The following is a 25,485-nucleotide window of genomic DNA, read 5'->3' as shown; positions in this document are numbered from 1 at the left end:
GCGGGGGACGCGTCCTACCCCACGGGACCGCCGGGTCCCGTGCGGCGGGGCGTTGTCAGTGGCAGGCCCTAGGCTGCGAAGCGGTGGGGACGACTGCCGCTCCCACCGCACCCAAGCGCCTCGGGGGAGACGATGCACGCGGTCACGACGAAGACGACGAAGGCACCGCCGCCCGTGCCGTCCCTGCTGACCCTGGCCCGCCTCGCCACGGCCTCGGCCCGGGAGCCGTCCCGCTGCCCGGTGCCGCCGGGGCGCGAGACGCCGCTGTTCTGGACGTCCGCGGCGGTGATCGGCTGCCTGCTCCTGACGGCGGGCCGGCACACCGCCTCCGGCCTCGCCCTGGACCTGCCCCACCGGCTGCTGACCCGCGAGTTCGGCCGGGGCCGGGTCGCCCGCTTCGAGGACATCGACTTCCCGCCGTCCCTTACCCACGAGCCAACCCGCCGCTTCCTGCGGGAGACCGGCCTGCCGGAGGACGCCTTCCCGCTCTCGGCGGACACCGACGGACTGGCCCTGCCGACCCTCGCGGAGCACTACGGCCCACACGTCCCGGACGCCCCCGCCCACCTCGTCCGCCTGGGCCGGCTCTGCGACGGCGCGGACGTGGTGGTCGACGGCGCCACGGGCGGGGTCTCGACCTGGCACCCGGCCGACCCGTCCCCACGCCCGCTCACCCCGGACGTCTCGACCCTCGTCTTCAGCGTCTGGCTGCTGCACCGCACGGCAGCCGTGGAGGCCGTGGCGGGATTCGAACCCACGTAACTCGCTTTGCAGGTTTGTCCTGGCTGGTTATGGCTGCGTTCGGAGTCGTTCAACCTCGTTCACCGCAGCGTTCCCGATCAGGCTGCGTACCCGCGTGAACGAGGTCGGACTGGAATGAATGAGACGGAAACTGAGACTGCAGGGCCCAGTCTGATCAGGGTCGTTGCAAGGTCTCCGGTACGAGTCGGCTCGTGAAACCGGCGTCGCGGAGACGTGCGTACGCTGCTTCGATGTCGTTCGGGATCTCCTGCTCGATCATGAACCCCTGTTGGGGGTAGAGCATGAGCCGCTGCTGAGTGCCAACCAGCATGTCGACCACAAGGCGCTCGTCGCCGATCGAGTCGATGTAGTCGCGAAGTGTCGAAGAGGTGGACGCGCTCACCCACTCAACCTCTGGCCACAGCTTGCGCGCCGTTGCGTAGGCGCGCCGTTCCTCGTAAGGCTTGCTGACCAAGAGGGCGGATGAGACAGTCACCTGCTGGCCTTCCAGGAGTGCCCGTGAGAACTGGATGTTCTCGCCCGTGTTCCGTGCCCTCGGCTCCACAAGGATGGCCGCGCTGGGGACCCCCAGCTCTATCGCCCGCTCGCAGTAGTGCTCTGCCTCGCCCCGGGGCATGCGCTCCCGTGTCGTGCGGCTGGTCGCGCCGGTGAAGACGATGAGAGGCGCCATGCCGCGGTGGAAGAGTTCCGCTGTGGTGTCGGCCACCCCGAGATCGTGACTGCCGAGGCCGATGGCCACAGAACAGGGGCGCAGCTCATGCTGCATCTGCTGAAAGTCCCAGAGTTGCTGAGCGTCAGCCCACACCTGAGCGGAAATCACTTGCTCTCATCCTCCGTCTTCGCTGAGTCGGGCACCTTGAAGTCGTACGCCCACGCGAACCGAGTGGCCGCGTGTACTCCGACGGCGAACTCAACGACGGTCCCGTCTGCGGTGTACGTGGTGCGGTGAAGTTCCACCACCCACTCGCCGGGAGCGAGCTGGAGTAGCTGAGCCTCTTCCGCCGTGGGCACCCGGGCGAAGATTTCTTCCCGCATGTGGTCGATTTCGTAACCTGCGTCATACAGGACGCGAAAGCCACCACCTCGCCCGGCGGGGCCCGGAGTCGGGTCGACGATACGAGTTCCTTCGACGTGTTCCGGCCGGTAGTAGCTGGTCAGGGTGTGCGTCGGCTGCGTGCCCTCCTTCACTAGGCGGGCGCGAGCGTAGACCTCGTCCCCTTCCGTCAAGCCGTGGGCTGCGGCTACGGCCGCCGGCGCCTTCACGCGGCTGACGGTCTGAGTCTGCTCGTTCCGCTGGTACGCACGGCCGGACGCCACCCGGTCGGCGATGAACGCGACCTCATCGCCGTCTCTCCATTTGGCCTTGTCGTATCGCGCGATACCCAGCCGCTTTAGCGGCGTCTTCTGACGCACGACTGTGCCATGGCCACGGGTCATCGTGACTAGACCTTCGGCTTCCAAGGCCTTGTAGGCGCGGTGGACAGTCGCCTTAGACCCCTCTCCCGCGTCCACGAGGTCCCTGATCTGCGGGAGCTGCTTGCCGGGTGCGGGGTCGCCGTTCTTGATCTGCTCGGCGAACCGATCGGCCAGTTCCCGCCACTTTGGCGTCTTCGATGCCACGCCGGACTCCTCTCGACAGACCCAGTGAAACACACAGTCCTAGGACAGTTGACAGTCCTAGGACTGCGGTGCATTCTCATTTCAGGCCGCTTGCAGTCCTAGGACAGCAAGAGGAGGTGCTTCTTTGGGCTTCCTTCGACGGCTGGTCGGTTCGGGATTGTCCGTGCAGTTGGGGCCCCGCGCTGGTCGTTCTTTGAGAACTGCATAGGTGGGCCCCGTCTCCCCGAGTCGAAAAGGCGGACCGCGCGGCAACGCCGCGTTCGACCTCTCCGCCGCTCGTCTGCTGCGGGCCGGTTGCCTCCGCTGCACGTCTTGTACGTGGAGCGCTGAGGGGAGCCGGAACCGACTCCAACGGCAAGCGGCTCCCGGGGTGCCACCCGGGAGCCGCGTTCGGGCCGTTCCTCTCTGGAAGGAACCATGACCCATGAGCCACATCGTCACTGTTCAGGACGCTGTTACCGCCTTCCCCGATTCCATGGAGCCGACGAAGGCGGAGCTGGACGCGATCGAGCAGGAGATGCCCGTGATCCTGGCGGGCGTCGACCTGGTCGACGCGCAGATCATCGCCCTCGACCGTACGCCGAACGAGGTCGACAAGCGGCGCATCCGCCGGGCCCGGAACCGGGTGCTGGCCGCCCGCCGGGAGCTGGCCAACCGCACGGCCGCCGTGAGCCTGCCGGGCGGTGCGGCATGAGGCTGCGCGGCAAGGGGCGGGCGGCCCTGGTGCTGGCGCTGGTCGCCGTGGTCGGTATGGCGTTCCGGGTCTCGTGGAACGCGCTGCGGGATATCGCCGGCGCGGTCGGCGCGGATGAGACGGCGGCGACACTGTACCCGTTCGTGGTCGACGGCCTCATGGCGCTCGCCCTGGTCGCCACCCTGGTACTCGCCGACCGCGACCGCACGTTCGCGCTGCGGGTCCTGGGCGCCTACACCGCCGCTTCCCTGGTCCTCAACTACGTTCACGGGCTGGTCCCGGAGCTGCACGGCCGAACGGTCGACTGGGGGCGGCTGGCCGACTGGGACCCGGCGAACTGGGCGCTGGTCCTGCTCGCCACGTCGTTGCCGGTCGGGTCGATCTACTTCGGTTCCGACCTGGTCGCCAAGGTGCTCCACCACCGCCCCGCCCCGATCTCGACCGCACCCGTGAATGCGGAGGAATCGACCGAGACCGCATCGAAACGGTCTACGGTTGACCCGGCGGAATCGACCCAGGCGCCGGTCACGCCGAACGCGACGGCGTTGCCCCGACCGGTGGCCGTCGGCTTCCTGAAGTCGACACCCCCGACCAAGCTGCTCCCCTCGATCGCACCGGCCCCGGCCAAGCTGATCGAGCGGCGCGCGGTGGCAGCGGAATCGACTCGGCCGCGCCGCGCTACCGGCCGTGTTCCGGCGGCGGCGAAGTCGACCCGGCCCAAGCGCACCCCGGAACAGTTGCTCGCCGAAGCGCGGACGGCGACGGCCGATTGGCCGGACGCGAAGGTGACTGCCGAGGGCATCCGCCGCGCAGTGCGCACGTCGCCGGTGAACGCGCGAATGCTGCGGGACACGCTGCTCGCCGAACGGGCGGCCACGGCGGCTGAGGCGGTCGGGTGATGAGCGCGTTCGGCAAGTGCTACGACCCGCACGGCGCCCGGCACGGCATCCCCACCTACCCGTGGCGCTACGCCCCCGACGGACTGGCCACGCGCCGGCAGCTTAGGGCCCTGGGCTTGCGGCCCGGTGGTCAGGAGGTGACGGCGCAGGTCATGCGGACCAACCGCCGTGCCGGTACCGACCGGGTGGCCTACCTCTACCGCGTCGACCTCGCCAAGCCGGTACGGCCGATGACCTCGCGGAAGTGGGGTGCGCTCGCGCTGGCGATGCTCGCCCGCCGCACCTGCCCCGCCTGCCGCATCACCTACAGCTACTGCCTGTCGACCCGGCACGGCATCTGCGGGCCCTGCCTGGCCGCCGACGAACAGCGCGCCGCCTGAACCTCCCACCGACTTTCCTGGAGTCTGCTGTGTCCAGTCGTACCCGTGCCCGCGGCGCCAAGACGGCCGCCGGGGTCCACACCGTCCGTATCCCCCGCCAGCGTGGCCGGCGCGGCGCCGACCCGTTCGTCGTGGTCGTGCCCGAACGCCCCTCCCTGACCCGCGAGGCGCTCGCCGTGGTCGGGGGCTGGCTGTGGCGCTCCCGCCGCGCCCTCGCCCCGACCGGACTCGCTGTGCTGGCGCTCGTGGTGGCCGGTCTGCTGCACGTCATCGCGTGGTGGTCCGGTCTACTGCTCGCCCCCACCGCGGCCGGCCCGCTGGTCTGGCTGCTGCTGATGCAGCGCCGCCGCCCGGCCGACGGCTCCGTCCTGGCCTGGCGCATCGGCCTGGCCACGCTCGCGTCGTCGTCGCTCGCCTGGCTCGCCACCGCCGCAGGGTTCGGGCCGCTGGCCGGGGCGCTGGAGCTGTGGTGGCTGCTCACCCTCATCGCGGCTCAGTCCGCCTGGCTCATCGTCCGCCGCACCCACTGACCCGAGGAGATTCGGTCTGATGGCAACTTCGACGCGTACCGGCGGCACGAACGGCGCCGCCAACAAGGGCAACAAGTTCGCCAACGCCGGCGCCGCCGCGGGCGGTTTCGTCGGCGCCCTGGGCGGCTCGTTCGTCCCCCCGGTCAACGTCACCGTGAACAACAACAAGAACGGCGCCCGCGGCGGCGGTGGACGCTCGCACGCCGAGTCCCTGCTGCCGGCTCCGGAGTTCACCTCGCCGGCGCAGGTGCGGAACTACTGCAACACCCTGCGGGCCGCCGCCGTCACCCTCTCGATCGAGGTGGCGATGGGTGCCGAGATCCTCAAGGGCGTCCTGGCTGCGGTCCCGGACCCGGACGGGCGGGCGTTCGGCTCGCGGGTGCGGGCCGCGAAGGTCGCGCGGAAGATGCAGCGGTCCGCGGACGCGCTGCGGGACGCGGCGAAGAACGCCGCCGCCTGCTACGCGGTGTTCCAGCAGGAGTACGAGGAGGAGATCCAGCGGGTGCGTCACCGTGCCCGCAAGCCGCAGCAGCCCGTCATGAACTGGGCCCAGCAGTAGAAGGGGGTACGACCATGGCACGCAAATGGAATGACCAGGGCGGCCGGGCGTACCCGCTCGCCCTGTCCGACGACATGAACACGGCCACCGGCGGTTCCGTCCGCGGGTACCTGCTGAACCGGGCCAAGCCGCACCTGCCCCCGTGGCTCGCCGTCGGCGGCGCCGGCCTGGCCGGGGCGCTGGGCAACTGGCGGTGGTCCGACAGTTCCGCGGCCGGCGTCGGCCTCACCCTCGCCTCCGTCGCCCTGACCGGCGTCACGTGGTGGGCGGGCAAGGCCACCAGCTCCCAGCGCCGCCTCCACTCCGCCATCACCGTGGCCGCCGGCTCCGCCTGGGTCACCGCCGCGTGCCTGGCCGGTCCCACTGCCGGGCCGGTCGATGACCTGTACCTGATGGGCGGGCCGGCGCTCGCGCTGTCGTGGAACGTGCGGATGGTCATGCGCCGCAACGACGCCACCGGTGAGAGCGGGGACAAGGGGCTGCTGGAGAAGGTCGGGCTGGCGCGGGCGCAGATCGGGGCGGCGAAGGTGGAGCCCAACCGGGTCACCGCCCCGGTCGCCCTCGCCCCCGGGGAGCAGACCAACGACGACATGTCCAAGGCACTCGGCAACCTCGCCTCCGCCCTGGACCTGCCGACCTCCGCCGTGCGCTACACCCCGGACCCGGACTCCAACCGGCGCGGGGACCTGGTCATCGTCCCGGAAGACATGCTCGCCGAAACCGTCGAGTGGGAAGGCCCCTCCAACCTAGGCGGATCGATCGCGGAACCGCTGCTCGTCGGCCGCTACGACGACGGCGCCCCGCTGATCGTGTGGTTGCCCGGTGACCCGGACGCGGGCCGCAACTCCACGCACGTCCTCGTCGCCGGCGGCACCGGCTCGGGCAAGGGCGACACGGCCCTGAACCTGCTGACGGAGGTCCTGTCCCGGCGGGACGTGGTCGTGTGGTTCTCCGACCCCAAGGCGTTCCAGGACTTCGCGCCGCTCAGGCCCGGTCTGGACTGGGCTGCGGAGGGTGGCGCGGACACGGAGGTCATGGTGGCCGCCGTCCAGGAGGTCATCCCGGCGCGTACCCGCTGGCTGGGGGCGCACGGCTACCGGCAGTGGGTACCCGCCGCCGCGCAGTCGCAGAACGACCCGGAGCACTCCTGCCGCGCCGACGGCCGGTCGTGCGGCTGCCCGGGGATGCCGTTCCTGGTCACCTGGTTCGAGGAAGCCGCCAACACACTGCGGGCGCTGGGGGACGACGCGTTCACCGGCATCGCGCAGGAAGCCCGGTCCGCGGGGATCTCGCTGATCGTGTCGCTTCAGCGTCCCTCCTACGACCAGATGTCCACCAGCACGCGGGCGTCGCTGCCGTCGGTGGTGGCGCTGGGCTGTGACCCGCGGGATGAGGGGTTCTGCCTGCCGGATGAGGTGCTGGCCGCGGGCGCCCACCCCGGCGCGTGGGGCAACCGCCGTCCCGGTTACTGCTACGTCGTCTCCCCGGGCATCCCGGAGGACCGCTACCCGTCCCCGGGCCGCACCCGCCGCTTCACCCACCGGGCCGTCCCGGTGATGGAGCTGCTGGCCACCTGGGTCCAGCGCAACGGCGCCACCGCCGACCCGGTCACCGCCGGCGCGGCCCTCAGCGTCGCCGGCACCGCCTACACCGGCCGCACCCCCGACGGCGCACAGCCGGCGACGCTGAGGGCCGTCACGGAGGAGGACGACATGCACCACGGCGGACTGCTGGTCGACCCCGAGGACGCCGGTATCCACCCGGAGGCGGACCTGCCTGGGGCCGAGGACGGGGACGACGCCCCGATCTTCGGGCAGGAGGCCGGCCGCAAGCCCACGCCGGAGGAAGCCCGGGAGCTGTTCGCCGCCGCGCTGGCCGAGTTCGAGGAGGACGGGCAGATGGTCGTGGGCCCGAAGGACTTCACCGACTGGTGCGACCGGCACAGCCTGTCCCGCCCGTGGGTGTCCGCCCGGCTCAAGGAAGCGGCCGTGGAGGGCCGGTTGCAGGCGACGAACACGACCGGCCGGTGGCGCATCGTCCCCACGATGGCCGCCGCCTGACGCCTGACACCGTCACGGCCGCCTGACAGTCAAACCCCTAGGCAGACGCGCTGTCACGCGCTCCTGACACCCGGCCGTGACACCCGTCTGACACTCCACCCGCGCGGGCCCGCGCCACCTCTGTGGTGCGGGCCCGCAGCACACCCGAGGGAGCTCTGATGACCCACAGCGACCCGCCGGGGATCATCGCCCCGCACATCCCCGCCGACGCGTACCGACGCGCCGAGACCACCGGCGCACCCGTCGTCATCGTCGTTCACCACACCGACCGCACCGGCCGTCCGCTCCGGCACTACCTGTTCCCGATCGCCGTCGCCGGCGCCGGCGTGATGGGCGTGTTCGGACTCGTGGCCGCGCTCCTTGCACTGCTCGACTTCGCCGCCCACACCGCCGCGGCCATCGGGGCCGCCGCCGGACCCATCGGCGTTGGCGGCATCAGCCTCCGACTCGCCCGCGGCAAGCACTGACAGAGCGAGCCGCCGACAAGGTTCAGGCAGTTGCCGGCGGAAGTGGAAAGCCCGCAAAGCCGTCCGTGGTCCGCGTCACCAGGGCAATGCCCTCTGCCTCCAGCAGCGACCGCAGGTCCGCGGTGGGCTCCTGTGGCAGCAGCACCGCCAGGCGCAACCCGTCCGGCACATCGATGTGGCGCCGGTAGTCGAGCAACTGGCCAATGGCCATCCGCACGTACTCGCGGGTGGCCTTTCCCTTGGCCTCGTAAAGCACGTTGTCGGTCGCGTCGTAAGGGTCCGTGAGGAAGGCGCCACGCTCACCGGTCACACGGATCTGAAAGCGGTGCACGACGTGCCCGTGGGCCGCCAAATGCTCCTCGAACGCGGTGACGAGCTTGCCTTCCCGACGCAGCACCGTCCGCGCCCCGGCGGTGACGTTCGCCGTGGTGGAGTCCGTGCCGTGCTGCTCGGTGGGCACCGCGGTCGCCGACGTGCCGGCGGCACCCTCCACGGCCGGCGGCACCGGCAGTGCCTCCGTCGTGGGGGCAGTCTGCATCGTGTCGTGATCGGTCAACGCCAGGGTGACGCCCGGCGCCGGCCGCAGGCGGAAGACGTACAGCCGGCGTCCGGGCTGGCCGCCGACCTGCGTCCACCGCTCCTCGTAAGGCTGCACTGGGTCGACAATGACCTGCCCGATATACCGCTGCCGCACCGTGGCCGTGTCGCCCACGGTTCCGTCGGCAACGAACAGATGCACATCCCGACCGGCCTGCACGTGGTTCAACAGGGACCGGTTGCGGTCCGTGAGCTCTTGATTCCCGGAGCCCTGACCAGCGCCGGTGTACAGGTACAGGACACCGAAGTCGTCGTCGTCTGTGCGGCCGTCGAAGGTGTAGTCGTGCTCCTTACCGGCCGCCGGGTCCGAGAACACGAAGATGTTCTTCGACTGGTTGGCCGGCACGATGCCGCCGCCGTACTGCGAACCACCGTACGCCGCAGCGAGTTCCGCGCGCGTGGTGAGAGATCCCTGGGCAAGGTCAAGACTCGACATGCCGCGGAATCTAGCGGCCACCACTGACAATCCCCCACGCTCACCCGCTCCCCGGGCGAGCAGGAGCGACCCGCTCACGCCAATGAAACCGGGTCGCTCCTATCCACCTGCCCACAACAGACATGTGGAGGTCTCCAGCATGACCCATGACCCCCAATCTGCGCTGCTGCACGCAGCGCTGAGCGCCGCCCAACGCGGCTGGCACGTCTTCCCATTACGCCCCGGGGTCAAGCAGCCCGCTCTCCACGGAGAGCAGCGCTGCCCCGGTACCGGGCCGTGCGCGGACGAGCACCGCAAGTGGGAGCAGCGGGCTACGACGGACCCGGCCCGCATCCGGGCTGCCTGGTCCAGGGCTCCATTCAACGTCGGTATCGCCACCGGCCCTTCCGGGCTGCTCGTGGTCGACCTGGACGTGCCCAAGGACAAGAGCAATGGGGACGCGCCTTGCGGCGCGGCGACCTTCAAGGCGCTCTGCGAGCGCACCGGGCAGGCCGTCCCCCGCACCCGCACCGTGCGGACCGCGAGCGGCGGACAGCACCTGTACTTCACCGCCCCCGCCGCCGTACGGCTGCACAACACCGCCGGGACGCTCGCCCCGCTGGTCGACACCCGCGCGTGGGGCGGCTACGTGGTCGCCGCCGGCAGTCTGGTCGACGGCATCCGCTACGAGGTGCAGGGGCCCGCACTGCTGCGTCCCCTGCCCGACTGGCTCAAGCACGCTCTGGTGCCGCCGCACCCGGTCAACCGGCCCGCCGTCGTACCCGCCGGCAGGGCCCATCGGCCGTACGTCGATGCCGCCCTGGCCCGGGAGACGGCCGCCGTCACGACAGCACCCGAGGGGCGGCGCAACGCCACGCTGCTGCGGGCCGCGCGGGCACTGGGACGGTTCGTCGCATCCGGCGACCTCACCCGGGACGAGGTGGAAATGCCTCTTCAACGGGCGGGGGAGTCGGCCGGACTGTCCGCGACCGAGTGCCGCACCACCCTGCGCAGCGCCCTGGACTGGTCCATCACCCACAACCAAGCCCGCACGGGGGTGGCGGCGTGAACACCCGTCCCCTCCCCTTGAACAGCATCGCCGGTACCCCGGACGGCGCCCTCGCCGCCTCACAGCCTGTGGACACCGTGGCCGTGAGCGAGCCGAAAGGCGCCGCCCGACAGGGCGTCGTCATCGCCCTTCGCTCTGACCCGCAGCCCGTCACCGTCACCGGCATCACCCCGGGCCTTCAGATCAGCAGCCGTGGCGTGCCGGTCGCCGACTGGCTCTGTGCCTGCGGACACCACGAACGCGCCCGAGGCAAGGCCGCGGTCACCGAGCTGCAAGCACGCGTGCGCGTGGGCGCCTGCCCGCACACCGCCACCACGGAAGGGAGGGACGCCGCATGACCGCCGACGGCGCTGAGCTGCTCAGCGAGGTGGAAGCTTTCCACCGCCGGTTCAACGTCTTCCCGCACGAGGCCGCCTACGTGGCCGTAGCGCTGTGGGACGCCCACGCCCACCTGCTCGACTGCTTCGACTCCACACCGCGGCTCGCCTTCCTCTCCCCCGAGCCGGGGTCGGGGAAGTCGCGTGCGCTGGAGGTCGTGGAAACCCTCGTGCCCCAGCCCATGACGGCGGTCAACGCGTCCGCCGCCGCCCTGTTCCGGTCCGTGTCCAACCCCAGCGGACGGCCCACGATCCTCTTCGATGAAATCGACACGATCTTCGGCCCGAAGGCAGGGGACAACGAGGAACTGCGCGGCTTCCTCAACGCCGGCCACCGCCGCACCGGGGTCACGTACCGGTGCATCGGCGACGGCGGCAACCAGACCGTGCAAGCCTTCCCGTCATACTGCGCGGTCGCGGTCGCCGGACTCGGGGCACTGCCCGACACGATCATGACGCGGTCGGTCGTGATCCGGATGCGGCGCCGGGCCCGCAACGAGACCGTGGAATCCTTCCGCGCCCGCCTCCACGAAGCAGAGGGCCACAAGCTCCGTGACCGGCTCGCACAGTGGACCGAACAGGCACGCGACTCCGTGATGGGGGCGTGGCCCGAGATGCCCGACGGCGTGACCGACCGGCCGGCGGACGTGTGGGAGCCCCTGCTCGCCATCGCGGACGCGGCCGGCGGCCACTGGCCCGTCCGGGCCCGGGAGGCGTGCGTGACGCTGGTCGCCGCGTCCAAAGCCAACGACAAAGGCAGCTTGGGTGTCCGGCTGCTGTCCGACCTGCGCGATCACGTCATGGTCGGCATCGACCGGCTTCCCACGGTCGCCATCCTGGACCGGCTGAACGCCCTGGACGATGCGCCGTGGGCGGACCTACACGGCAAGCCGCTCGACAACCGGCGCCTGGGCAAGATGCTCGCGGAGTACATGACGACGGACAACGAGCCCATCGCCTCCCGCAACATCAAGACCGCCGGGAGCGTGCTGAAGGGCTACTACGCCGCCGATCTGTCCGACGCGTGGGCCCGCTACTGCCCCCCACCCCCGGAAAGTCCGCTACCTCCGCTACCGGGCACCGAAAACATGGTCTGACCAGCACTGATGCGGTAGCGGCAACCGGCCCCGGTTGCCGCTACCGCCCCGCTACCCATCCGCTACCGCTACCCCTTCCCGCTACCTCCGACAGGCCCCTGACCTGCGCGGTAGCGGCGGTAGCGGAAGTAGCGGCCCTCAGAGGGACCCCCGAGGACAGTCCTAGAGGAGACCTTCCATGAGCACCACTGCCGTGGAGATCACACCGCGCGCTGAGGCCGATGAACCGGCCCCCGTTCTCCTGACCGTCGAAGAGGCCGCCCGCTGCCTCCGCATCGGTCGCACCACCTGCTTCGCCCTCATCCGCACCGGAGACCTGGAGTCCCTGACCATCGGCGGACTCCGACGCGTCCCCGCCGACGCCCCCGCCGCCTACCTCGCCCGCCGCCGCGCTCAGCAGCGCGCCGCCTGATCACCCACGACCGGGGCGCCGCCCCACTGATGGCGCCCCGGTCGTTTCACCCCGACCCAAAGGAGTCCGCCCGTGGCGGGAGACAAGAAGCGCACCCGACAGCCCAACGGCCGCTCATCCATCTACCTGGGCAAAGACGGCAAGTGGCACGGTCGTGTCACCGTCGGCGTACGCGACGACGGCAGGTCTGACAGGCGGCATGTCGAGCGGAAAACCCGCGCCGAGGTGACGACCGCTGTCCGTGAACTGGAGAAGCAGAGGGACGCCAAGACGGTGCGTAAGCCCGGCAAGGCGTGGACGGTTCAGGCGTGGCTGACGCACTGGATTGAGCACGTGGCGGCCCTCGCGGTCAACGACAACACGATGGTCGGATACCGGGTCGCCGTGCGGAAGCACCTCATTCCCGGCCTGGGTGCTCACCGCCTCGACAGGCTCAAGCCCGAACACATCGAAGTCTTCTACGCGAAGATGCAGGCCACGGGCAGCAAGCCAGCGACCGCCCACCAGGTGCACCGCACCTTCCGGACCGCCCTCAACGAGGCGGTGCGGCGAGGTCACCTCGGCAAGAATCCGGTACTGCTTGCCAAAGCCCCCAAAACGGGCGAGTACGAGGTGGAGCCCTACAGCGTGCAAGAGGTGCAGCGGTTGCTGAAGGCCGCTGAACAGCACCGTAACTCCGCACGGTGGGCGGTCGCCCTTGCCCTCGGACTGCGTCAAGGGGAGGCGCTGGCTCTGAAGTGGGAGGACGTGGACCTCGACGGTGGGTTCCTCGTAGTCCGCCGCAGTCGCCACCGGCCGCAGTACGCCCACGGGTGTGCGGAGCCCTGCGGACGCAAGGCCGCCGGCTACTGCCCGGAGCGCCGACGCACCAACCCCGAGATCTCCACCACCAAGTCGCGTGCCGGCCGACGCGCGGTTGGCCTTCCGAAACAGCTAGTCGATCTATTGCGGGCTCATCTGGAAGTGCAAGAGGCAGAGCGGGAAGCTGCCAGAAATCGTTGGGAGGATAACGGCCTGGTGTTCCCGGACGAATCCGGCCGTAGTCCATCTCACCGTCGGGACTGGGCCGAGTGGAAGGCGCTACTGGCAGAGGCAAATGTCCGGGACGGGCGTCTGCATGACGCCCGTCACACGGCCGCCACGGTCCTGCTCATCCTCGGCGTACCCGAGCGGGCCGTCATGGGCCTCATGGGGTGGTCTACCACCGCCATGGCAGCTCGGTATCAGCACATGGTGGATGCCGTGCGGGCCGACGTCGCGAGGCAGGTAGACGGCTTGATCTGGCAGTCCGATGCGCTTAGGTCGGCGGACGACGGCCGCGAGGGCTCAGTGTGACGGTCAAATCCACCTGCACGCAGTCAAGTTGCCCGATATCCTGATCGTCAGTCGCCGTCTCCCGCATCTCGGGAGCTGACGTACGTCGCCGTCGCCCCCACTGGGGCGCTGACACAAAAAAAGGTCGCTGTCGCCCCCACTGGGGCGCTGACGCATAAGGAGAAGCCTTGCCCAGCAAGGACTACAGCTATGACATCCCGGATCACCCGATCAAGTACATGAAGGTGGACCCGAGAACCATCAAGTTCGACGCCCGCTCGCAGCGCCAACTCAACAAGCCCCGCGCGAGGACCATGGCCGAGAAGCTGGTCCCCACCGCGCTCGGAACGCCGATCCTCTCGCAGCGCGCGGACGGTAAGTACGCGGTGGACGGCATGCACCGCGTCTACGCCTGCCAGCTCATCCTGGCTGGGGAGGTTAAGGTCCCGAAGAGGGTTCGCGAGGCCGTCGAAACCATCAACTGCGAGGTGCACTTCGACCTGTCGACGGCCAACGAAGCGTCCCTGTTCATCATCAAGAACAAGGAGTCCTCGAAGGTCGGCCCGAACGACGAGTTCAGGATCGGCGTGTTGGCCGGGCACCCGCTCTTCGTGGACACCGACACTGTGCTGGAGAAGCACCAGCTCAAGGTCGGCAGCCGCACCACCAACGGCGTGCGCGGCATCAAGGGGATCCTCGACATCGTCGCGGAGCACGGCCCCGACATCTTGGACCTGTCGCTCACCATCGCCGAGGGCGCGTGGGGCCGCCACCCTGATACCTGGCACTCCGTCACCCTCGGCGGTATCGCCATCGTGGTGTCCAAGCACCCGGACGTGGTCAAGCCCAAGGAGTTGGCGGAGAAGCTCAAGCGCCAGGGAGACCCCACGTCTTTCAAGGCGAAGATCCAGACCATCGCCACCAACAACAACACTCGTGCAGACGGCACCAAGGGCCGTCTCAAGGCTGCTCACCTGTCGGTTGCTGCCGCCTGGAACGCCAGCCGTCGCGCGGAGACCAACCGCATCCCCGTCCCGAACATCTTCGAGTAGACCTGACGCGATGCCCCGCCCGTTACCTCCGGTGTGGGGCATCGCGCCTTCTCCGCTCATGAACGTCAATTGAGACTGGAACTGAGACGGACGAACCGAAAGGGTGGCACCCGCTTGGGGCGCCACCCTTTCATTGCCTCTGGTCAGGCAGTGGAGGCCGTGGCGGGATTCGAACCCACGTAACTCGCTTTGCAGGCGAGCCCCTGAACCACTCGGGCACACGGCCGTGTCCTTCACTCGTGACCGACCGTAGGGCGCCCGGGGTCGGGTGCTCAAGGAATCCGGCGGGGCCGCAACGCGACTGCCATACGGCGTTCATGAACGGGGCGCGGTCCTACGACCAAGGTCCCGGTCCGGTACCGCCGCCCGACAGGGGTCAAGCGGTGCTGTGGCCCTTACCCTGGCGACCATGACCGTCCCCGAGCCCCGCGACACCGACGTCGCCGTACCCGCCGTGGCCTCCGGCGCGCCCGCCGCTCCCTCCGCCCCCGGCGAGACCGTGCTGAGCCGCGCCTACCGGGCGCTGAGCATCGGCATCGTCTCCGTCATCGTGCTGATCGCCTTCGAGGCGACGGCGGTCGGCACCGCGATGCCGGTGGCGGCGCGGGAGCTGGACGGGGTGTCGCTGTACGCGTTCGCGTTCTCCGCGTACTTCACGACGAGCCTGTTCGGGATGGTGCTCTCCGGTCAGTGGTCGGACCGGCGCGGCCCGCTCGCCCCGCTGACCTGCGGCATCGTCTCCTTCGCGGTCGGGCTGGTGCTGTCCGGGACGGCCGGCGCGATGTGGCTGTTCATCCTGGGGCGCGCCGTCCAGGGGCTCGGCGGCGGCCTGGTGATCGTCGCCCTCTACGTCGTCGTAGGGCGGGCCTACCCCGAGCGGCTGCGGCCCGCGATCATGGCGGCGTTCGCGGCCGGCTGGGTCGTCCCGTCGGTCGTCGGCCCCCTCGCGTCCGGCGCGGTGACCGAGCACCTCGGCTGGCGCTGGGTGTTCGTCGGCATCCCGGTGCTGGTGGTCTTCCCGCTGGCGCTCGCGCTGCCGCAGATACGCGCCCGCGCCTCCGGCGCCGTCGGCGGCGGTGACGCGCCCGCCTCCTTCGACGGCCGCCGCATCCGCCTCGCCCTCGCCATCTCGCTCGGCGCGGGCCTGCTCCAGTACGCCGCCCAGGACCTGCGCTGGGTCTCGCTCCTGCCCGGCGCGGTGGGCGTGGCGCTGCTCGTCCCGGCCGTCCTCGGGCTGCTGCCGCGCGGCACCTACCGGGCGGTGCGCGGGCTGCCCTCCGTGGTGCTGCTGCGCGGGATCGCCGCCGGGTCGTTCATCGCCGCCGAGTCCTTCGTGCCGCTGATGCTGGTCACCCAGCGCGGACTCAGCCCGACGCTGGCCGGCCTGTCCCTCGCCGCGGGCGGGGCGACCTGGGCCGCGGGGTCCTGGCTCCAGTCCCGGCCGCGCCTGGAGCCGCACCGCGAGCGCCTGATGTCCCTCGGCATGGTGCTGGTGGCCGCGGCCATCACCACGGCACCCAGCGTGCTGATCGACGCCGTACCCGCCTGGACGGTGGCCGTCGCCTGGGGCTTCGGCTGTTTCGGGATGGGCCTGGTGATCTCCTCCACCAGCGTGCTCCTGCTCAAGCTCTCCGCCCCCGAGGAGGCGGGCAGCAACTCCGCCGCCCTCCAGATCTCCGACGGCCTCTCCAACGTCGTCCTGCTGTCGGTCGGCGGAGCCGCCTTCGCGGCCCTCGGCGGCGGCACGGTCAGCCACGCGGCCACACAGGCGACGGGTTCCCATCCGGCGGCCTTCGCGGCGGTGTTCCTGCCGATGGCGGGCGTGGCGCTGGCGGGGGCGTGGGTGGCGACGCGGCTGCGGGGGCGGTGAGCCCGGCACCGGCCGTCGCGGCGAGGTTGGTGCGGGTGCGGGTGCGCCGACGGGTACGGGTGAGGCGGGGGTGGCGGACGGGTGTGGCGGGCCGGCTGTGACGTCCGTCCCACCCGGGGGTGACCCACCCCGGTGCGCGCGTCGATCGCCGCGGGGCGCCGGTAGGGTGGCCCGGTTGTCATACGTGGCCGAGCCGTTCTACCCCCTTCGGAGACCGTGACTACCACCGCCAGCTCCAGCACCTCGCACCACCTGTCCCCGGCCTTCCCCGGCCGTGCCCCCTGGGGCACCGCCAGCAAGCTGCGGGCCTGGCAGGAGGGGGCGATGGAGAAGTACCTCCAGGAACAGCCCCGGGACTTCCTGGCGGTCGCCACCCCCGGCGCCGGCAAGACCACGTTCGCGCTGACGCTCGCGTCCTGGCTGCTGCACCACCACGTCGTGCAGCAGGTGACCGTCGTCGCGCCCACCGAGCACCTGAAGAAGCAGTGGGCGGAGGCCGCGGCCCGGATAGGGATCAAGCTCGACCCGGAGTACAGCGCCGGGCCGCTCAGCCGCGAGTACCACGGCATCGCCATCACGTACGCGGGCGTCGGCGTCCGCCCCATGCTGCACCGCAACCGCTCCGAGCAGCGCAAGACCCTCGTCATCCTCGACGAGATCCACCACGCCGGTGACTCCAAGTCCTGGGGCGAGGCCTGCCTGGAGGCGTTCGAGCCGGCCACCCGGCGGCTCGCGCTCACCGGCACGCCGTTCCGGTCGGACACCAACCCGATCCCCTTCGTGGCGTACGAGGAGGGCAACGACGGCATCCGCCGCTCCGCCGCCGACTACACCTACGGGTACGGCTCCGCGCTCGCCGACGGCGTCGTGCGCCCCGTCATCTTCATGAGCTACAGCGGCAACATGCGCTGGCGCACCAAGGCGGGCGACGAGATCGCGGCGCGGCTCGGCGAACCGATGACCAAGGACGCCGTCAGCCAGGCCTGGCGCACCGCGCTCGACCCGCGCGGCGAGTGGATGCCCGCCGTGCTGCGCGCCGCCGACCAGCGACTCACCGAGGTCCGCAAGGCCATCCCGGACGCCGGCGCCCTCGTCATCGCCGCCGACCAGGACGCCGCCCGCGCCTACGCCAAGCTGATCCGCGAGATCACCGGCGACAAGGCCACCGTCGTCCTCTCCGACGACGTCGGCGCGTCCAAGAACATCGACACCTTCAGCCAGGACGACTCCCGCTGGATGGTCGCCGTCCGCATGGTGTCCGAGGGCGTCGACGTGCCGCGCCTGGCGGTCGGCGTCTACGCCACCACCATCTCCACGCCCCTCTTCTTCGCCCAGGCGGTGGGCCGCTTCGTACGGTCCCGCCGCCGCGGCGAGACGGCTTCCGTCTTCCTCCCCACCGTGCCCGACCTCCTCACGTTCGCGAACGAGATGGAGCGCGAGCGCGACCACGTCCTCGACAAGCCCAAGAAGGACGGCGAGGAGGACCCGTACGCCGAGTCCGAGAAGGAGATGGACGAGGCGAACCGGGAGCAGGACGAGGACACCGGCGAGCAGGAGCAGTTCTCCTTCGAGGCGCTGGAGTCCGAGGCGACCTTCGACCGGGTCATGTACAACGGCGCCGAGTTCGGCATGCAGGCCCACCCCGGCAGCGAGGAGGAGCAGGACTACCTCGGCATCCCGGGGCTCCTCGAACCCGACCAGGTCCAGCTCCTCCTCCAGAAGCGCCAGGCCCGCCAGATCGCGCACAGCCGCAAGAAGCCCGACGACGAGGCCGACCTGCTCGAACTGCCCGCCGAGCGGCGTCCGGTGGTCTCCCACAAGGAGCTGATGGAGCTGCGCAAGCAGCTCAACACCATGGTCGGCGCCTACGTCCACCAGAGCGGCAAACCGCACGGCGTGATCCACACCGAGCTGCGACGCGTCTGCGGCGGCCCGGCCAGCGCCGAGGCCACCGGAGGCCAGCTGCGCCAGCGCATCGCCAAGGTGCAGGAGTGGGCGACGCGGATGAAGTGACGCCGCCGCCCTCGTCGTGGACGTGTGCGTTACGTACCGGGACAAATACCGTCGGCGAATAACGGTTACCGCCCGGATTCTGGACGGAGCCTTCCGCTGAGCGGACCCGCTCGCTACTGTCCCGCTACGCACACGCCCCGTGGCAGCGCCGCCGCGGAGCGCAGCCGTGAAGCGACGGGGCCCGGGTTAGAGGCCGGACCGTCAGCCGATCGGCGGCCTCTGAAGCGCGTCACTGACGGGACTCGGTGACGCATCCGCCGCGAGGGGGCCGCCGACCTCACCACTAAGGAGTGGGCGTCGTGACCGCGGAGACCTCTCAGACGCTCGACCGGGGACTGCGCGTCCTCAAGCTGCTGGCCGACACGGACCACGGGCTGACCGTCACCGAGCTTTCGCACAAGCTGGGGGTGAACCGGACTGTCGTATACCGGTTGCTCGCCACGCTGGAACAGCACGCGCTGGTACGCCGTGACCTGGGCGGCCGCGCCCGGGTCGGACTCGGCGTACTGGGCCTGGGCCGCCAGGTGCACCCCCTCGTCCGCGAGGCGGCCATGCCGGCCCTGCGCGCGCTGGCCGAGGACATCGGGGCGACGGCCCACCTGACCCTGGTCGACGGCGCGGAGGCCTTGGCCGTGGCCGTCGTCGAACCCACCTGGACCGACTACCACGTCGCCTACCGGGCCGGCTTCCGCCACCCCCTGGAACGCGGCGCCGCCGGCAAGGCCATCCTCTCCGCCCGCCGCCCGGGCGAGACCGCGGAGGACCCCGGCTACACCCTGACCCACGGCGAACTGGAGGCCGGCGCCTGCGGGGCGGCCGCGCCGCTGCTCGGCGTGACGGGCGTGGAGGGCAGCGTGGGCGTGGTCATGCTCTCCGAGGTGGTCCCGGAACGCGTCGGCGAACGCGTGATGCACGCGGCCCGGGAGGTGGCGGAGGCCCTGCGGTGACGTACCTCGCCTCAGCCGCGCGAGGCGTGGGCGACGAAGTCGCGCCAGGCGGCGGGGGAGAGGACGAGCTGGGGGCCGCGCCGGTCCTTGGTGTCGCGGACGTGGACGGTGGAGGGGTGGGTGGCGACCTCGACGCAGTCGTCCCCCTGCGAACCGCTGTAGCTGCTCTTGAACCAGGCCAGTTCGGACGTGCTCATAGCGCTCCTCGCATCCGCGTCAGCAGGCTCAGCGAGTCTGCTGGGGTGAGAGCCTGCGAGCGCAGTTTCGCATAACGCTGTTGGAGGATGCTGATCTCTTTCGGGTCGGCGATGAGGCGCCCGTTCTCCTGCCCTTCGGAGTACCCGTACCACTTGTGCTCGGGTGTCTCCGCCAGCCGCACGGGCCCGTCCAGGCCGGCGTGCTTCGGCTGTCGCAAGGGCATCACCTGCACCTCCACGTTCCAGTTCTGCTCGACCAGCCCCACCAGATGGTCGAGCAACCCCCGCGTCACGTCCTGCCCGCCCGTATCCCGCAGCAGCACCGCCTCCTCCAGGATGAACGTGAAAGCTGTTGGCGGTTTACGAGCCGTCGACAGAAGCTCCTGACGCGCGAGCCGCGCGGCGACACGTTGATCAAGCTCGTCCTTGTCCGGGACGGGGGGTACGTTCAGCGACACCGACCGCGCGTACGCCTCCGTCTGCAACAGCCCAGGCACGACGCGGCATTCGTACGTGTACAGGCTGACGGCGGTGGCCTCCAGCCCCGCCCACTGCCGAAACCAACTCGCGAGCCCCGGTTGCCGCGACAGATGCCGCACGGCGCCGCTGAGGATGCCGCCCGCATCCAGCACGTCCTCGGCCCGCCGGACGTACTCCGCCGTGGGAAACCGCCGCCCCTGCTCAACCGACGCCACCGTCTGCACGGAGTACCGGACCCGTTCGGCCAACTCCTCCTGCGTCATCCCGGCCCGCTTCCGGAACCCCTGGACCACCGCCCCGAACGTCCTGAGGCTGTCGGACACGTCGGGCTCACCGCCCCCGCCGACCACGCCCGCATCCACCGCACCGTCCGCCATGGCGGCCACCTTCCGCACGCTCTCCCCGCCGCACACTTTGAAGACGCCCAGGCTTACAGCCCGTCACCACCACTGTCCACTCTTCGTACTCGTACGCTGACGGAGCGTACGAGTGGCTGACCTGGTGAAGTACGCGGCCGAACGCCACGGTGACCCCATGACGCCACTCCCGCCCCACCAACTGCCGGTCACCGTACGTATGTTCACTCAGCGCTTCAGCTCCACCCCGCTCGGCGCCCGCCTCGCCCGGAACTTGGCGGCCACCCAGCTCCACGCGTGGGGCATCCCGTACAGGACCGCCCTCTCCGACACCGCCACCCTCATCGTCGCGGAGCTGGCGGCCAACGCCGTGACCCACGGCCGAGTCCCGGGCCGCGACTTCGAACTGCGCCTCATCCACGCCCCGCACATCCACCTCCACATCGAGGTCTCCGACACCCGCGCGGAACGCAGGCCACCCGCACCCGGAGAAACGCCGGCCCCGAGCCCGCTGACCGACACCGGCCGAGGCCTGCTCCTGGTCGACGCCCTCGCCGACCGCTGGGAAGTGGTGGACCGCGTCTCACAGGGCGTCGCCCTGCCCGGCAAGACGGTCCGGGCCGAGCTGGACATCCCGCCGGCCGACTGAGCGCGGCCCACCTTTCACCCGAACGTCCGTGCCTTGTAAGTTCACGTGTGCATACGGGTTGTTGCTGATGTGCGTGCGTCGACGGGGGTTGCGTGATGGTGGGCCACAGGCCGAGTGACTGGCATGTCCTGGACCTGGACAAGGACCCGACCCCGGGTGACCCGCAACGCGTGCGCACGCTCGCGAAGACGCTGCACGATTTCGCGGACGACGTGTCCGAGGCACTGCGCCTCGTCAAGGGGATGGCGGGGGAGACCACGCTCGCGGAGTGGGCGGGCAAGTCGGCGGCTGTCTTCAAGGAGGAGTTCTCCGGGGTTCCGAAGAACCTGAAGAAGCTGGAGAAGTCGTACGGGATGTGCGGCGACGCGCTCGCCGACTTCTGGCCGAAGCTGGAGCGCGCCCAGGCCCTGGCCGACCGGGCCCTGGTCAAAGCCCGGGAGGCCCGTCAGGACCTGACCTCGGCGCAGTCGAAGCTGTCGTCGGCGGATTCGTGGGTGACGCGGGCGTCGAAGGAGGCGGACAAGTACAAGGACGATCCGACGGGCAGCAAGTCCGACGGGGACAAGCCGGACGAGGCGAAGGTCCGCGCGGCCACGCGCGACGCGCAGCATGCGAAGACGGCGCAGACGAACGCGCAGTCGGCGGTGGACTCGGCGCAGAGCGCGCTGGACGCGGCGAAGAAGATGGCCGAGGACGCGCGCAAGATGCGTGAGGACGCGGCGCGGGACGCGAAGAACAAGATCGACGAGGCGTCGGACGCGGGTATCCAGAACCGTTCGTGGTGGGAGGACGTCGGGGACTGGTTCTCCGACAACTGGGACACGATCGTCACGGTCTGCAAGGTCGTCGTCGCGGTCGTGGGCATCGTCGCGATGATTATCGGTGGCCCGATCCTGGGCGCGATCGTGCTGGTCGCGGCCCTCGTGGTCCTGGCGGACACGCTCTACAAGTACAGCAAGGGCCAAGCGTCCCTGTGGGATGTGGGGTTGGCGGCGCTGGACTGCATACCCGGCATGAAGGGGCTGACGACCCTCGGCGGGCTGGCCAAGGGCCTCAAGGGCGGCATGGCGGCCATGGCGGGGATCAAGGGCGGCATGAAGGGCATGGGGCTGGCCCTGCGCGGGCTGGGCAAGAACGCCCGCGGCATGGTCGCAGACGGCGCGAAGGGTGCCTACAACCGGGTCAAGTCCGTCGTCCGTTCCAAGGGCAGCGACCCCATCGACATGGCCACAGGCGCCATGTATCTGCCGCAGACCGATGTCAAGCTGCCGGGGTTGCTGCCCCTCGTGTTCACGCGCCGCGTCGCCTCGGACTACCGCTGCGGTTGGTGGTTCGGGCCAACCTGGGCCTCCACAATCGACCAGCGCCTTGAGGTCGACGACACGGGCATCGTCTTCGTCACCGAGGACGGCTTGCTCCTCACCTATCCCCATCCATCGAGTTCGCACCCGAAGGCCCTTCCCGAGGCCGGGCCCCGTCGTTCGCTGACCCGTCAGCCTGACGGTGGCCATCGCGTCGACGACCCGCTAACCGGCCACGTTCACCATTTTGCCCGGCCCAACGTCGACGGCATTGCGCTTCTGGTGCGGATAACCGATCGCAACCGGCATGCGATCGATTTCGACTACGACGACTACGGCGCTCCATACGCGATTCGGCACTCGGGCGGCTACCACCTCAAGCTCAGCACCGACGACGGTCGAGTCATCGGTCTGAGCCTGGCAGGTGCGGCCGAGGATGGTACGGACGTCGTCGTCAAGCGGTACCGATACACCGACGGAAACCTGACCGCGACCATCAATTCCTCAGGATCGCCGCTCCAGTTCACCTATGACGAGCGACTGCGCATCACCTCGTGGACCGACACCAACAACCGTGGGTACCAGTACAGCTATGACGACCGCGACCGCTGCATAGCCGAGGGCGGCGAGGCCGGGCACATCACGATCACACTCGATTACGATGGTGTGGACCCTGCGTGGCCAGACTGCCGGATCACTACCCTCACCACGGCCGAGAGCGCTGTGACCCGCTTCGTCGTCAATGAGAGCAGTCAAGTCGTCACAGAAGTTGACGCCCTGGGTCACTCAACGTCGACGGCGTACGACGAGCACCACCACGTGCTGTCCAGCACGGATGCTCTTGGCAACACGACCTGGTTCACGAACGACAGCACCGGACGGCCTCTCGCCGTCGGTCACCCGGACGGTGAGACCACGCGGCTCACGTACACAGAGCGCGGTCATCTCGAAACGGTTGTCCTCCCGGACGGTTCCAGTTGGCGGCGGGATTACGACGAGCGCGGCAACTGCGTCGCCGTCATCGACCCCACGGGCAGCACGGCAGAGTATGCGTTCGACGAAGCGGGTCGGCTGACGAGCATGAGTGACGCGCTCGGGGCCACCACACGGGTCCGATGCAACCCTGCCGGCCTTGTCGCGGAGCTGGTCGACCCGCTGGGCAACCGTGTGACCGCTGAGCACGATGCGTTCGGCAGGGCCAGGCTCACGACGGATGCGCTGGGATCGCAGACCCGGCGCTGGTGGACAGTGGAAGGGCTGCCCGCGCGAGTGCTGGGGCCGGACGGTGCCGAGCAGTCCTGGCAGTACGACGGCGAGGGCAACTGTGTCCGGCACACGGATGCCGTCGGTGGCGTGACCAGCTACGAGTACACCCACTTCGACCTGTTGGCCGCGCGAACCGGGCCGGACGGAGCCCGATATGAATTCGAGCACGACCGGTCTCTTCGGCTGACCAAGGTCATCGCTCCCGCCGGCTTGGCGTGGTCGTATGAGTACGATCCAGCCGGACGGCTCGTCGCTGAGAGCGACTTCGATGGTCGCAGGATCTCGTACCGGCGTGATCCCGTCGGCCGAGTGCTCGCGCGCAGCAATCCGCTGGGACAGTCGGTTGCCTACGAGTACGGCACGCAGGGCTGGTTGACCGCCAAGCGGGTGGACGGCGAGATCACGGCCTATGAATACGACAGCGTGGGCAGGCGTCTACGTACTGCGAGTCCCCATTGCGAAGTGGTCTGGGAACGGGACGCAGCGGGCCGAGTGCTTGCGGAGACGGTGAACGGCCGGACGTTGTCCTTCGGTTATGACCCGACCGGCCGACGCACCCAACGGACCACCCCCACCGGTGCCGAGGCGGTGTACGGCTATGACGAGGCCGGTCGAACGACGTCGCTGACGACCTCCGGGCAGACCATGGGCTTCAGCTACGACGCCGCCGGCCGCCAGGTTCTGCGTAGTGTGAGCGATGTCCTTGAGCTCCATCAAACCTGGGACCCGGTCGGCCGCTTGGCGGAGCAGACCTTGTCAGCGGCTCAACAGGTCATCCAACGGCGCGCTTATGAGTACCGGTCGGACAACGCACTCGTCGGCATCGAAGACTCGGTTCACGGTTCGGCCCGTCTCGGCCTGGACGACGCCGGGCGTGTCACGGAGGTCAGCGCTCACGACTGGACCGAGTCCTACGCCTATGACGCGGCCGGGAACCAGACCAGGGCGTCCTGGCCACCGCAGAGTCCCGCGCAGGAGGTTCGCGGGGATCGCGTGTATAGCGGCAACCGCCTTACGCACGCCGGCTCCGTCCGGTATGAGTACGACGGAGCAGGGCGCGTCGTCGTGCGCCGGAAAACTCGTCTGTCGCGCAAACCCGACGTCTGGCGATACGAGTGGGATGCGGAGGACCGCCTCACCTCTGTAGTAACGCCCGACGGATCCGTGTGGCGCTACAGGTACGACCCCTTTGGGCGTCGCACGTCCAAGCAGCGGATTGCCCCTGACGGATTGGCGGTCACCGAAGAGACGTACTTCACGTGGGACGGCCCGAACGTCACGGAACAGACCACCTTTGCCCCCGAGCTACGACATCCTGTGACGCTCACCTGGGATTTCGACGGTCTGGCTCCCGTGGCTCAGACCGAGCGCCTCATGGACGAAGCCACCCAGGAAGAGGTCGACTCACGCTTCTTCGCCATCGTCACCGACCTCATCGGAGCGCCGACCGAGCTCGTCGACGCGGCAGGGAACATCGCGTGGCGGTCGCGCAGGACACTGTGGGGCATCACCACATGGCAGACCGGCAGCACCGCCTACACGCCGTTGCGGTTCCCCGGTCAGCACTATGACCCTGAAACCGGTCTGCACTACAACTACCACCGCTACTACGACCCGGAGACGGCCCACTACGCAACCCCCGACCCCCTAGGGCTCGGCCCCTCTCCGAACCCCAGGACCTACGTCAGAAACCCGTACATGTGGGTCGACCCTCTTGGGTTGTCGCCCTACGAGAACACGATGCCGGATCAACTGGCGCAGGAGTTGGCGGATGCCGAGCGCCTGGGTGTCAGGCCTCTTCGGGTGGGAGCCGAAGGGTTCGATGAAGCGATCAACTCGGGTACGGTCAAATGGGCGGTCGACGAGCATGGTGAACTCGTCGTCATTCCCAAGCACGTCAATGGTGTGGAACTGAAGCATCCGGTCCTGACCGGAGGCCGTCCCGTGCTGTCTGCTGGAGAGGCGGAGATCGCAGGTGGCGGCGGTACCTATCTGGGCCTGGATCTCAATAACAACAGTGGGCACTACCTGCCATCGATGGAGAGCCTGCAAATCGGAAGGGATGCGTTTGAACGTGCGGGTATCGGGTTCGTCTGAGGGGT

24 protein-coding genes and 1 tRNA gene are annotated in these 25,485 nt (G+C 69.8%); 19 read left to right on the top strand and 6 right to left on the bottom strand.

Features of this window, described 5'->3' with window-relative positions; translation table 11 throughout:
- The first annotated feature begins 132 nt into the window (after window positions 1-132).
- Entirely contained in the window at window positions 133-762 is a 630-nt protein-coding gene (locus IE108_RS11820; RefSeq protein ID WP_064728155.1) for an SUKH-4 family immunity protein, read from the top strand.
- A 154-nt stretch (window positions 763-916) separates the two neighbouring features.
- Here the strand turns inward: IE108_RS11820 and IE108_RS11815 are convergent, their stop codons facing one another.
- Both IE108_RS11815 and IE108_RS11810 read right to left on the bottom strand, forming a co-directional pair.
- On the bottom strand, window positions 917-1,582 hold the full coding sequence (locus IE108_RS11815; RefSeq protein ID WP_064728154.1) for a YdcF family protein: 666 nt from the start codon (window positions 1,580-1,582) through the stop codon (window positions 917-919).
- Window positions 1,579-2,382 carry a GntR family transcriptional regulator gene (locus IE108_RS11810; RefSeq protein ID WP_064728153.1) on the bottom strand — a complete coding sequence of 268 codons (804 nt, stop codon included), beginning with the start codon at window positions 2,380-2,382 and terminating at the stop codon, window positions 1,579-1,581. The genes IE108_RS11815 and IE108_RS11810 overlap by 4 nt, the downstream gene beginning before the upstream one ends.
- A 424-nt stretch (window positions 2,383-2,806) precedes the next feature.
- Here IE108_RS11810 and IE108_RS11805 point away from each other — a divergent pair, with 424 nt between their 5' ends.
- From IE108_RS11805 to IE108_RS11775, 7 genes are all read left to right on the top strand, one after another.
- Window positions 2,807-3,076, top strand: a complete 270-nt coding sequence (locus tag IE108_RS11805; protein WP_064728152.1) for a DUF6284 family protein — start codon at window positions 2,807-2,809, stop codon at window positions 3,074-3,076.
- Complete coding sequence (locus tag IE108_RS11800) at window positions 3,073-3,975, top strand: DUF2637 domain-containing protein (protein WP_064728151.1); 903 nt, start codon at window positions 3,073-3,075, stop codon at window positions 3,973-3,975. The genes IE108_RS11805 and IE108_RS11800 overlap by 4 nt, the downstream gene beginning before the upstream one ends.
- Window positions 3,975-4,355 carry an RRQRL motif-containing zinc-binding protein gene (locus tag IE108_RS11795; protein WP_064728150.1) on the top strand — a complete coding sequence of 127 codons (381 nt, stop codon included), beginning with the start codon at window positions 3,975-3,977 and terminating at the stop codon, window positions 4,353-4,355. Before IE108_RS11800 ends, IE108_RS11795 begins: the two co-directional genes overlap by 1 nt.
- Before the next feature lie 29 nt (window positions 4,356-4,384).
- Window positions 4,385-4,885, top strand: a complete 501-nt coding sequence (locus IE108_RS11790) for a hypothetical protein (protein ID WP_064728149.1) — start codon at window positions 4,385-4,387, stop codon at window positions 4,883-4,885.
- Between the two features lie 19 nt (window positions 4,886-4,904).
- Window positions 4,905-5,444, top strand: a complete 540-nt coding sequence (gene traA, locus IE108_RS11785; RefSeq protein WP_064728148.1) for a plasmid transfer protein TraA — start codon at window positions 4,905-4,907, stop codon at window positions 5,442-5,444.
- Between the two features lie 14 nt (window positions 5,445-5,458).
- Window positions 5,459-7,504 carry a plasmid transfer protein TraB gene (gene traB, locus IE108_RS11780; RefSeq protein WP_064728147.1) on the top strand — a complete coding sequence of 682 codons (2,046 nt, stop codon included), beginning with the start codon at window positions 5,459-5,461 and terminating at the stop codon, window positions 7,502-7,504.
- A gap of 158 nt (window positions 7,505-7,662) precedes the next feature.
- Window positions 7,663-7,971 (top strand): hypothetical protein, encoded by a 309-nt coding sequence (locus tag IE108_RS11775; RefSeq protein WP_064728146.1) that lies wholly within the window; start codon window positions 7,663-7,665, stop codon window positions 7,969-7,971.
- A gap of 22 nt (window positions 7,972-7,993) precedes the next feature.
- Here the strand turns inward: IE108_RS11775 and IE108_RS11770 are convergent, their stop codons facing one another.
- A complete protein-coding gene (locus IE108_RS11770; RefSeq protein WP_064731788.1) occupies window positions 7,994-9,004 on the bottom strand; it encodes an SRA domain-containing endonuclease in 1,011 nt (336 codons plus the stop codon).
- A gap of 139 nt (window positions 9,005-9,143) precedes the next feature.
- Between IE108_RS11770 and IE108_RS11765 the strand changes: the two genes are divergently transcribed.
- From IE108_RS11765 to IE108_RS11740, 6 genes are all read left to right on the top strand, one after another.
- Window positions 9,144-10,052 (top strand): bifunctional DNA primase/polymerase, encoded by a 909-nt coding sequence (locus tag IE108_RS11765; RefSeq protein ID WP_189397623.1) that lies wholly within the window; start codon window positions 9,144-9,146, stop codon window positions 10,050-10,052.
- Between the two features lie 17 nt (window positions 10,053-10,069).
- Window positions 10,070-10,390 carry a hypothetical protein gene (locus IE108_RS11760; RefSeq protein WP_229851772.1) on the top strand — a complete coding sequence of 107 codons (321 nt, stop codon included), beginning with the start codon at window positions 10,070-10,072 and terminating at the stop codon, window positions 10,388-10,390.
- Window positions 10,387-11,526 carry a DUF3631 domain-containing protein gene (locus tag IE108_RS11755; RefSeq protein ID WP_064728145.1) on the top strand — a complete coding sequence of 380 codons (1,140 nt, stop codon included), beginning with the start codon at window positions 10,387-10,389 and terminating at the stop codon, window positions 11,524-11,526. The genes IE108_RS11760 and IE108_RS11755 overlap by 4 nt, the downstream gene beginning before the upstream one ends.
- 178 nt (window positions 11,527-11,704) lie before the next feature.
- A complete protein-coding gene (locus IE108_RS11750; protein WP_064728144.1) occupies window positions 11,705-11,938 on the top strand; it encodes a helix-turn-helix domain-containing protein in 234 nt (77 codons plus the stop codon).
- Window positions 11,939-12,010: 72 nt separating this feature from the next.
- Window positions 12,011-13,273 (top strand): tyrosine-type recombinase/integrase, encoded by a 1,263-nt coding sequence (locus IE108_RS11745; protein WP_064728143.1) that lies wholly within the window; start codon window positions 12,011-12,013, stop codon window positions 13,271-13,273.
- A 167-nt stretch (window positions 13,274-13,440) separates the two neighbouring features.
- The gene (locus tag IE108_RS11740; RefSeq protein WP_064728142.1) at window positions 13,441-14,304 is read left to right on the top strand and encodes a ParB N-terminal domain-containing protein; all 864 of its coding nucleotides are present in this window, start codon (window positions 13,441-13,443) and stop codon (window positions 14,302-14,304) included.
- 151 nt (window positions 14,305-14,455) lie between these two features.
- Here the strand turns inward: IE108_RS11740 and IE108_RS11735 are convergent.
- A tRNA-Cys gene (locus tag IE108_RS11735) sits at window positions 14,456-14,530 on the bottom strand.
- A 183-nt stretch (window positions 14,531-14,713) separates the two neighbouring features.
- Here IE108_RS11735 and IE108_RS11730 point away from each other — a divergent pair.
- From IE108_RS11730 to IE108_RS11720, 3 genes are all read left to right on the top strand, one after another.
- The gene (locus IE108_RS11730; protein ID WP_064728141.1) at window positions 14,714-16,174 is read left to right on the top strand and encodes an MFS transporter; all 1,461 of its coding nucleotides are present in this window, start codon (window positions 14,714-14,716) and stop codon (window positions 16,172-16,174) included.
- Window positions 16,175-16,390: 216 nt separating this feature from the next.
- A complete protein-coding gene (locus tag IE108_RS11725; protein ID WP_064728140.1) occupies window positions 16,391-18,187 on the top strand; it encodes a DEAD/DEAH box helicase in 1,797 nt (598 codons plus the stop codon).
- A gap of 299 nt (window positions 18,188-18,486) precedes the next feature.
- Complete coding sequence (locus IE108_RS11720) at window positions 18,487-19,134, top strand: IclR family transcriptional regulator (protein WP_064728139.1); 648 nt, start codon at window positions 18,487-18,489, stop codon at window positions 19,132-19,134.
- An 11-nt stretch (window positions 19,135-19,145) separates the two neighbouring features.
- Here IE108_RS11720 and IE108_RS11715 read toward each other — a convergent pair whose 3' ends face one another.
- Both IE108_RS11715 and IE108_RS11710 read right to left on the bottom strand, forming a co-directional pair.
- Window positions 19,146-19,331: a DUF397 domain-containing protein gene (locus IE108_RS11715; RefSeq protein ID WP_064728138.1), complete on the bottom strand. Its 186-nt coding sequence runs from the start codon at window positions 19,329-19,331 to the stop codon at window positions 19,146-19,148.
- Window positions 19,328-20,188 carry a helix-turn-helix domain-containing protein gene (locus IE108_RS11710; RefSeq protein WP_064728137.1) on the bottom strand — a complete coding sequence of 287 codons (861 nt, stop codon included), beginning with the start codon at window positions 20,186-20,188 and terminating at the stop codon, window positions 19,328-19,330. Before IE108_RS11710 ends, IE108_RS11715 begins: the two co-directional genes overlap by 4 nt.
- Window positions 20,189-20,345: 157 nt before the next feature.
- Here IE108_RS11710 and IE108_RS11705 point away from each other — a divergent pair, with 157 nt between their 5' ends.
- Complete coding sequence (locus tag IE108_RS11705; protein ID WP_064731785.1) at window positions 20,346-20,816, top strand: ATP-binding protein; 471 nt, start codon at window positions 20,346-20,348, stop codon at window positions 20,814-20,816.
- 95 nt (window positions 20,817-20,911) lie between these two features.
- Window positions 20,912-25,480, top strand: coding sequence for a DUF6531 domain-containing protein (locus tag IE108_RS11700; protein ID WP_079163821.1), 4,569 nt, complete (start codon window positions 20,912-20,914; stop codon window positions 25,478-25,480).
- Window positions 25,481-25,485 lie beyond the last annotated feature (5 nt).

Source organism: Streptomyces parvulus (assembly GCF_014648855.1).
GTDB lineage: Bacteria > Actinomycetota > Actinomycetes > Streptomycetales > Streptomycetaceae > Streptomyces > Streptomyces parvulus.
Note: the sequence above shows the minus strand (reverse complement) of the source record. Positions and strands in the feature narration are given on the sequence as shown.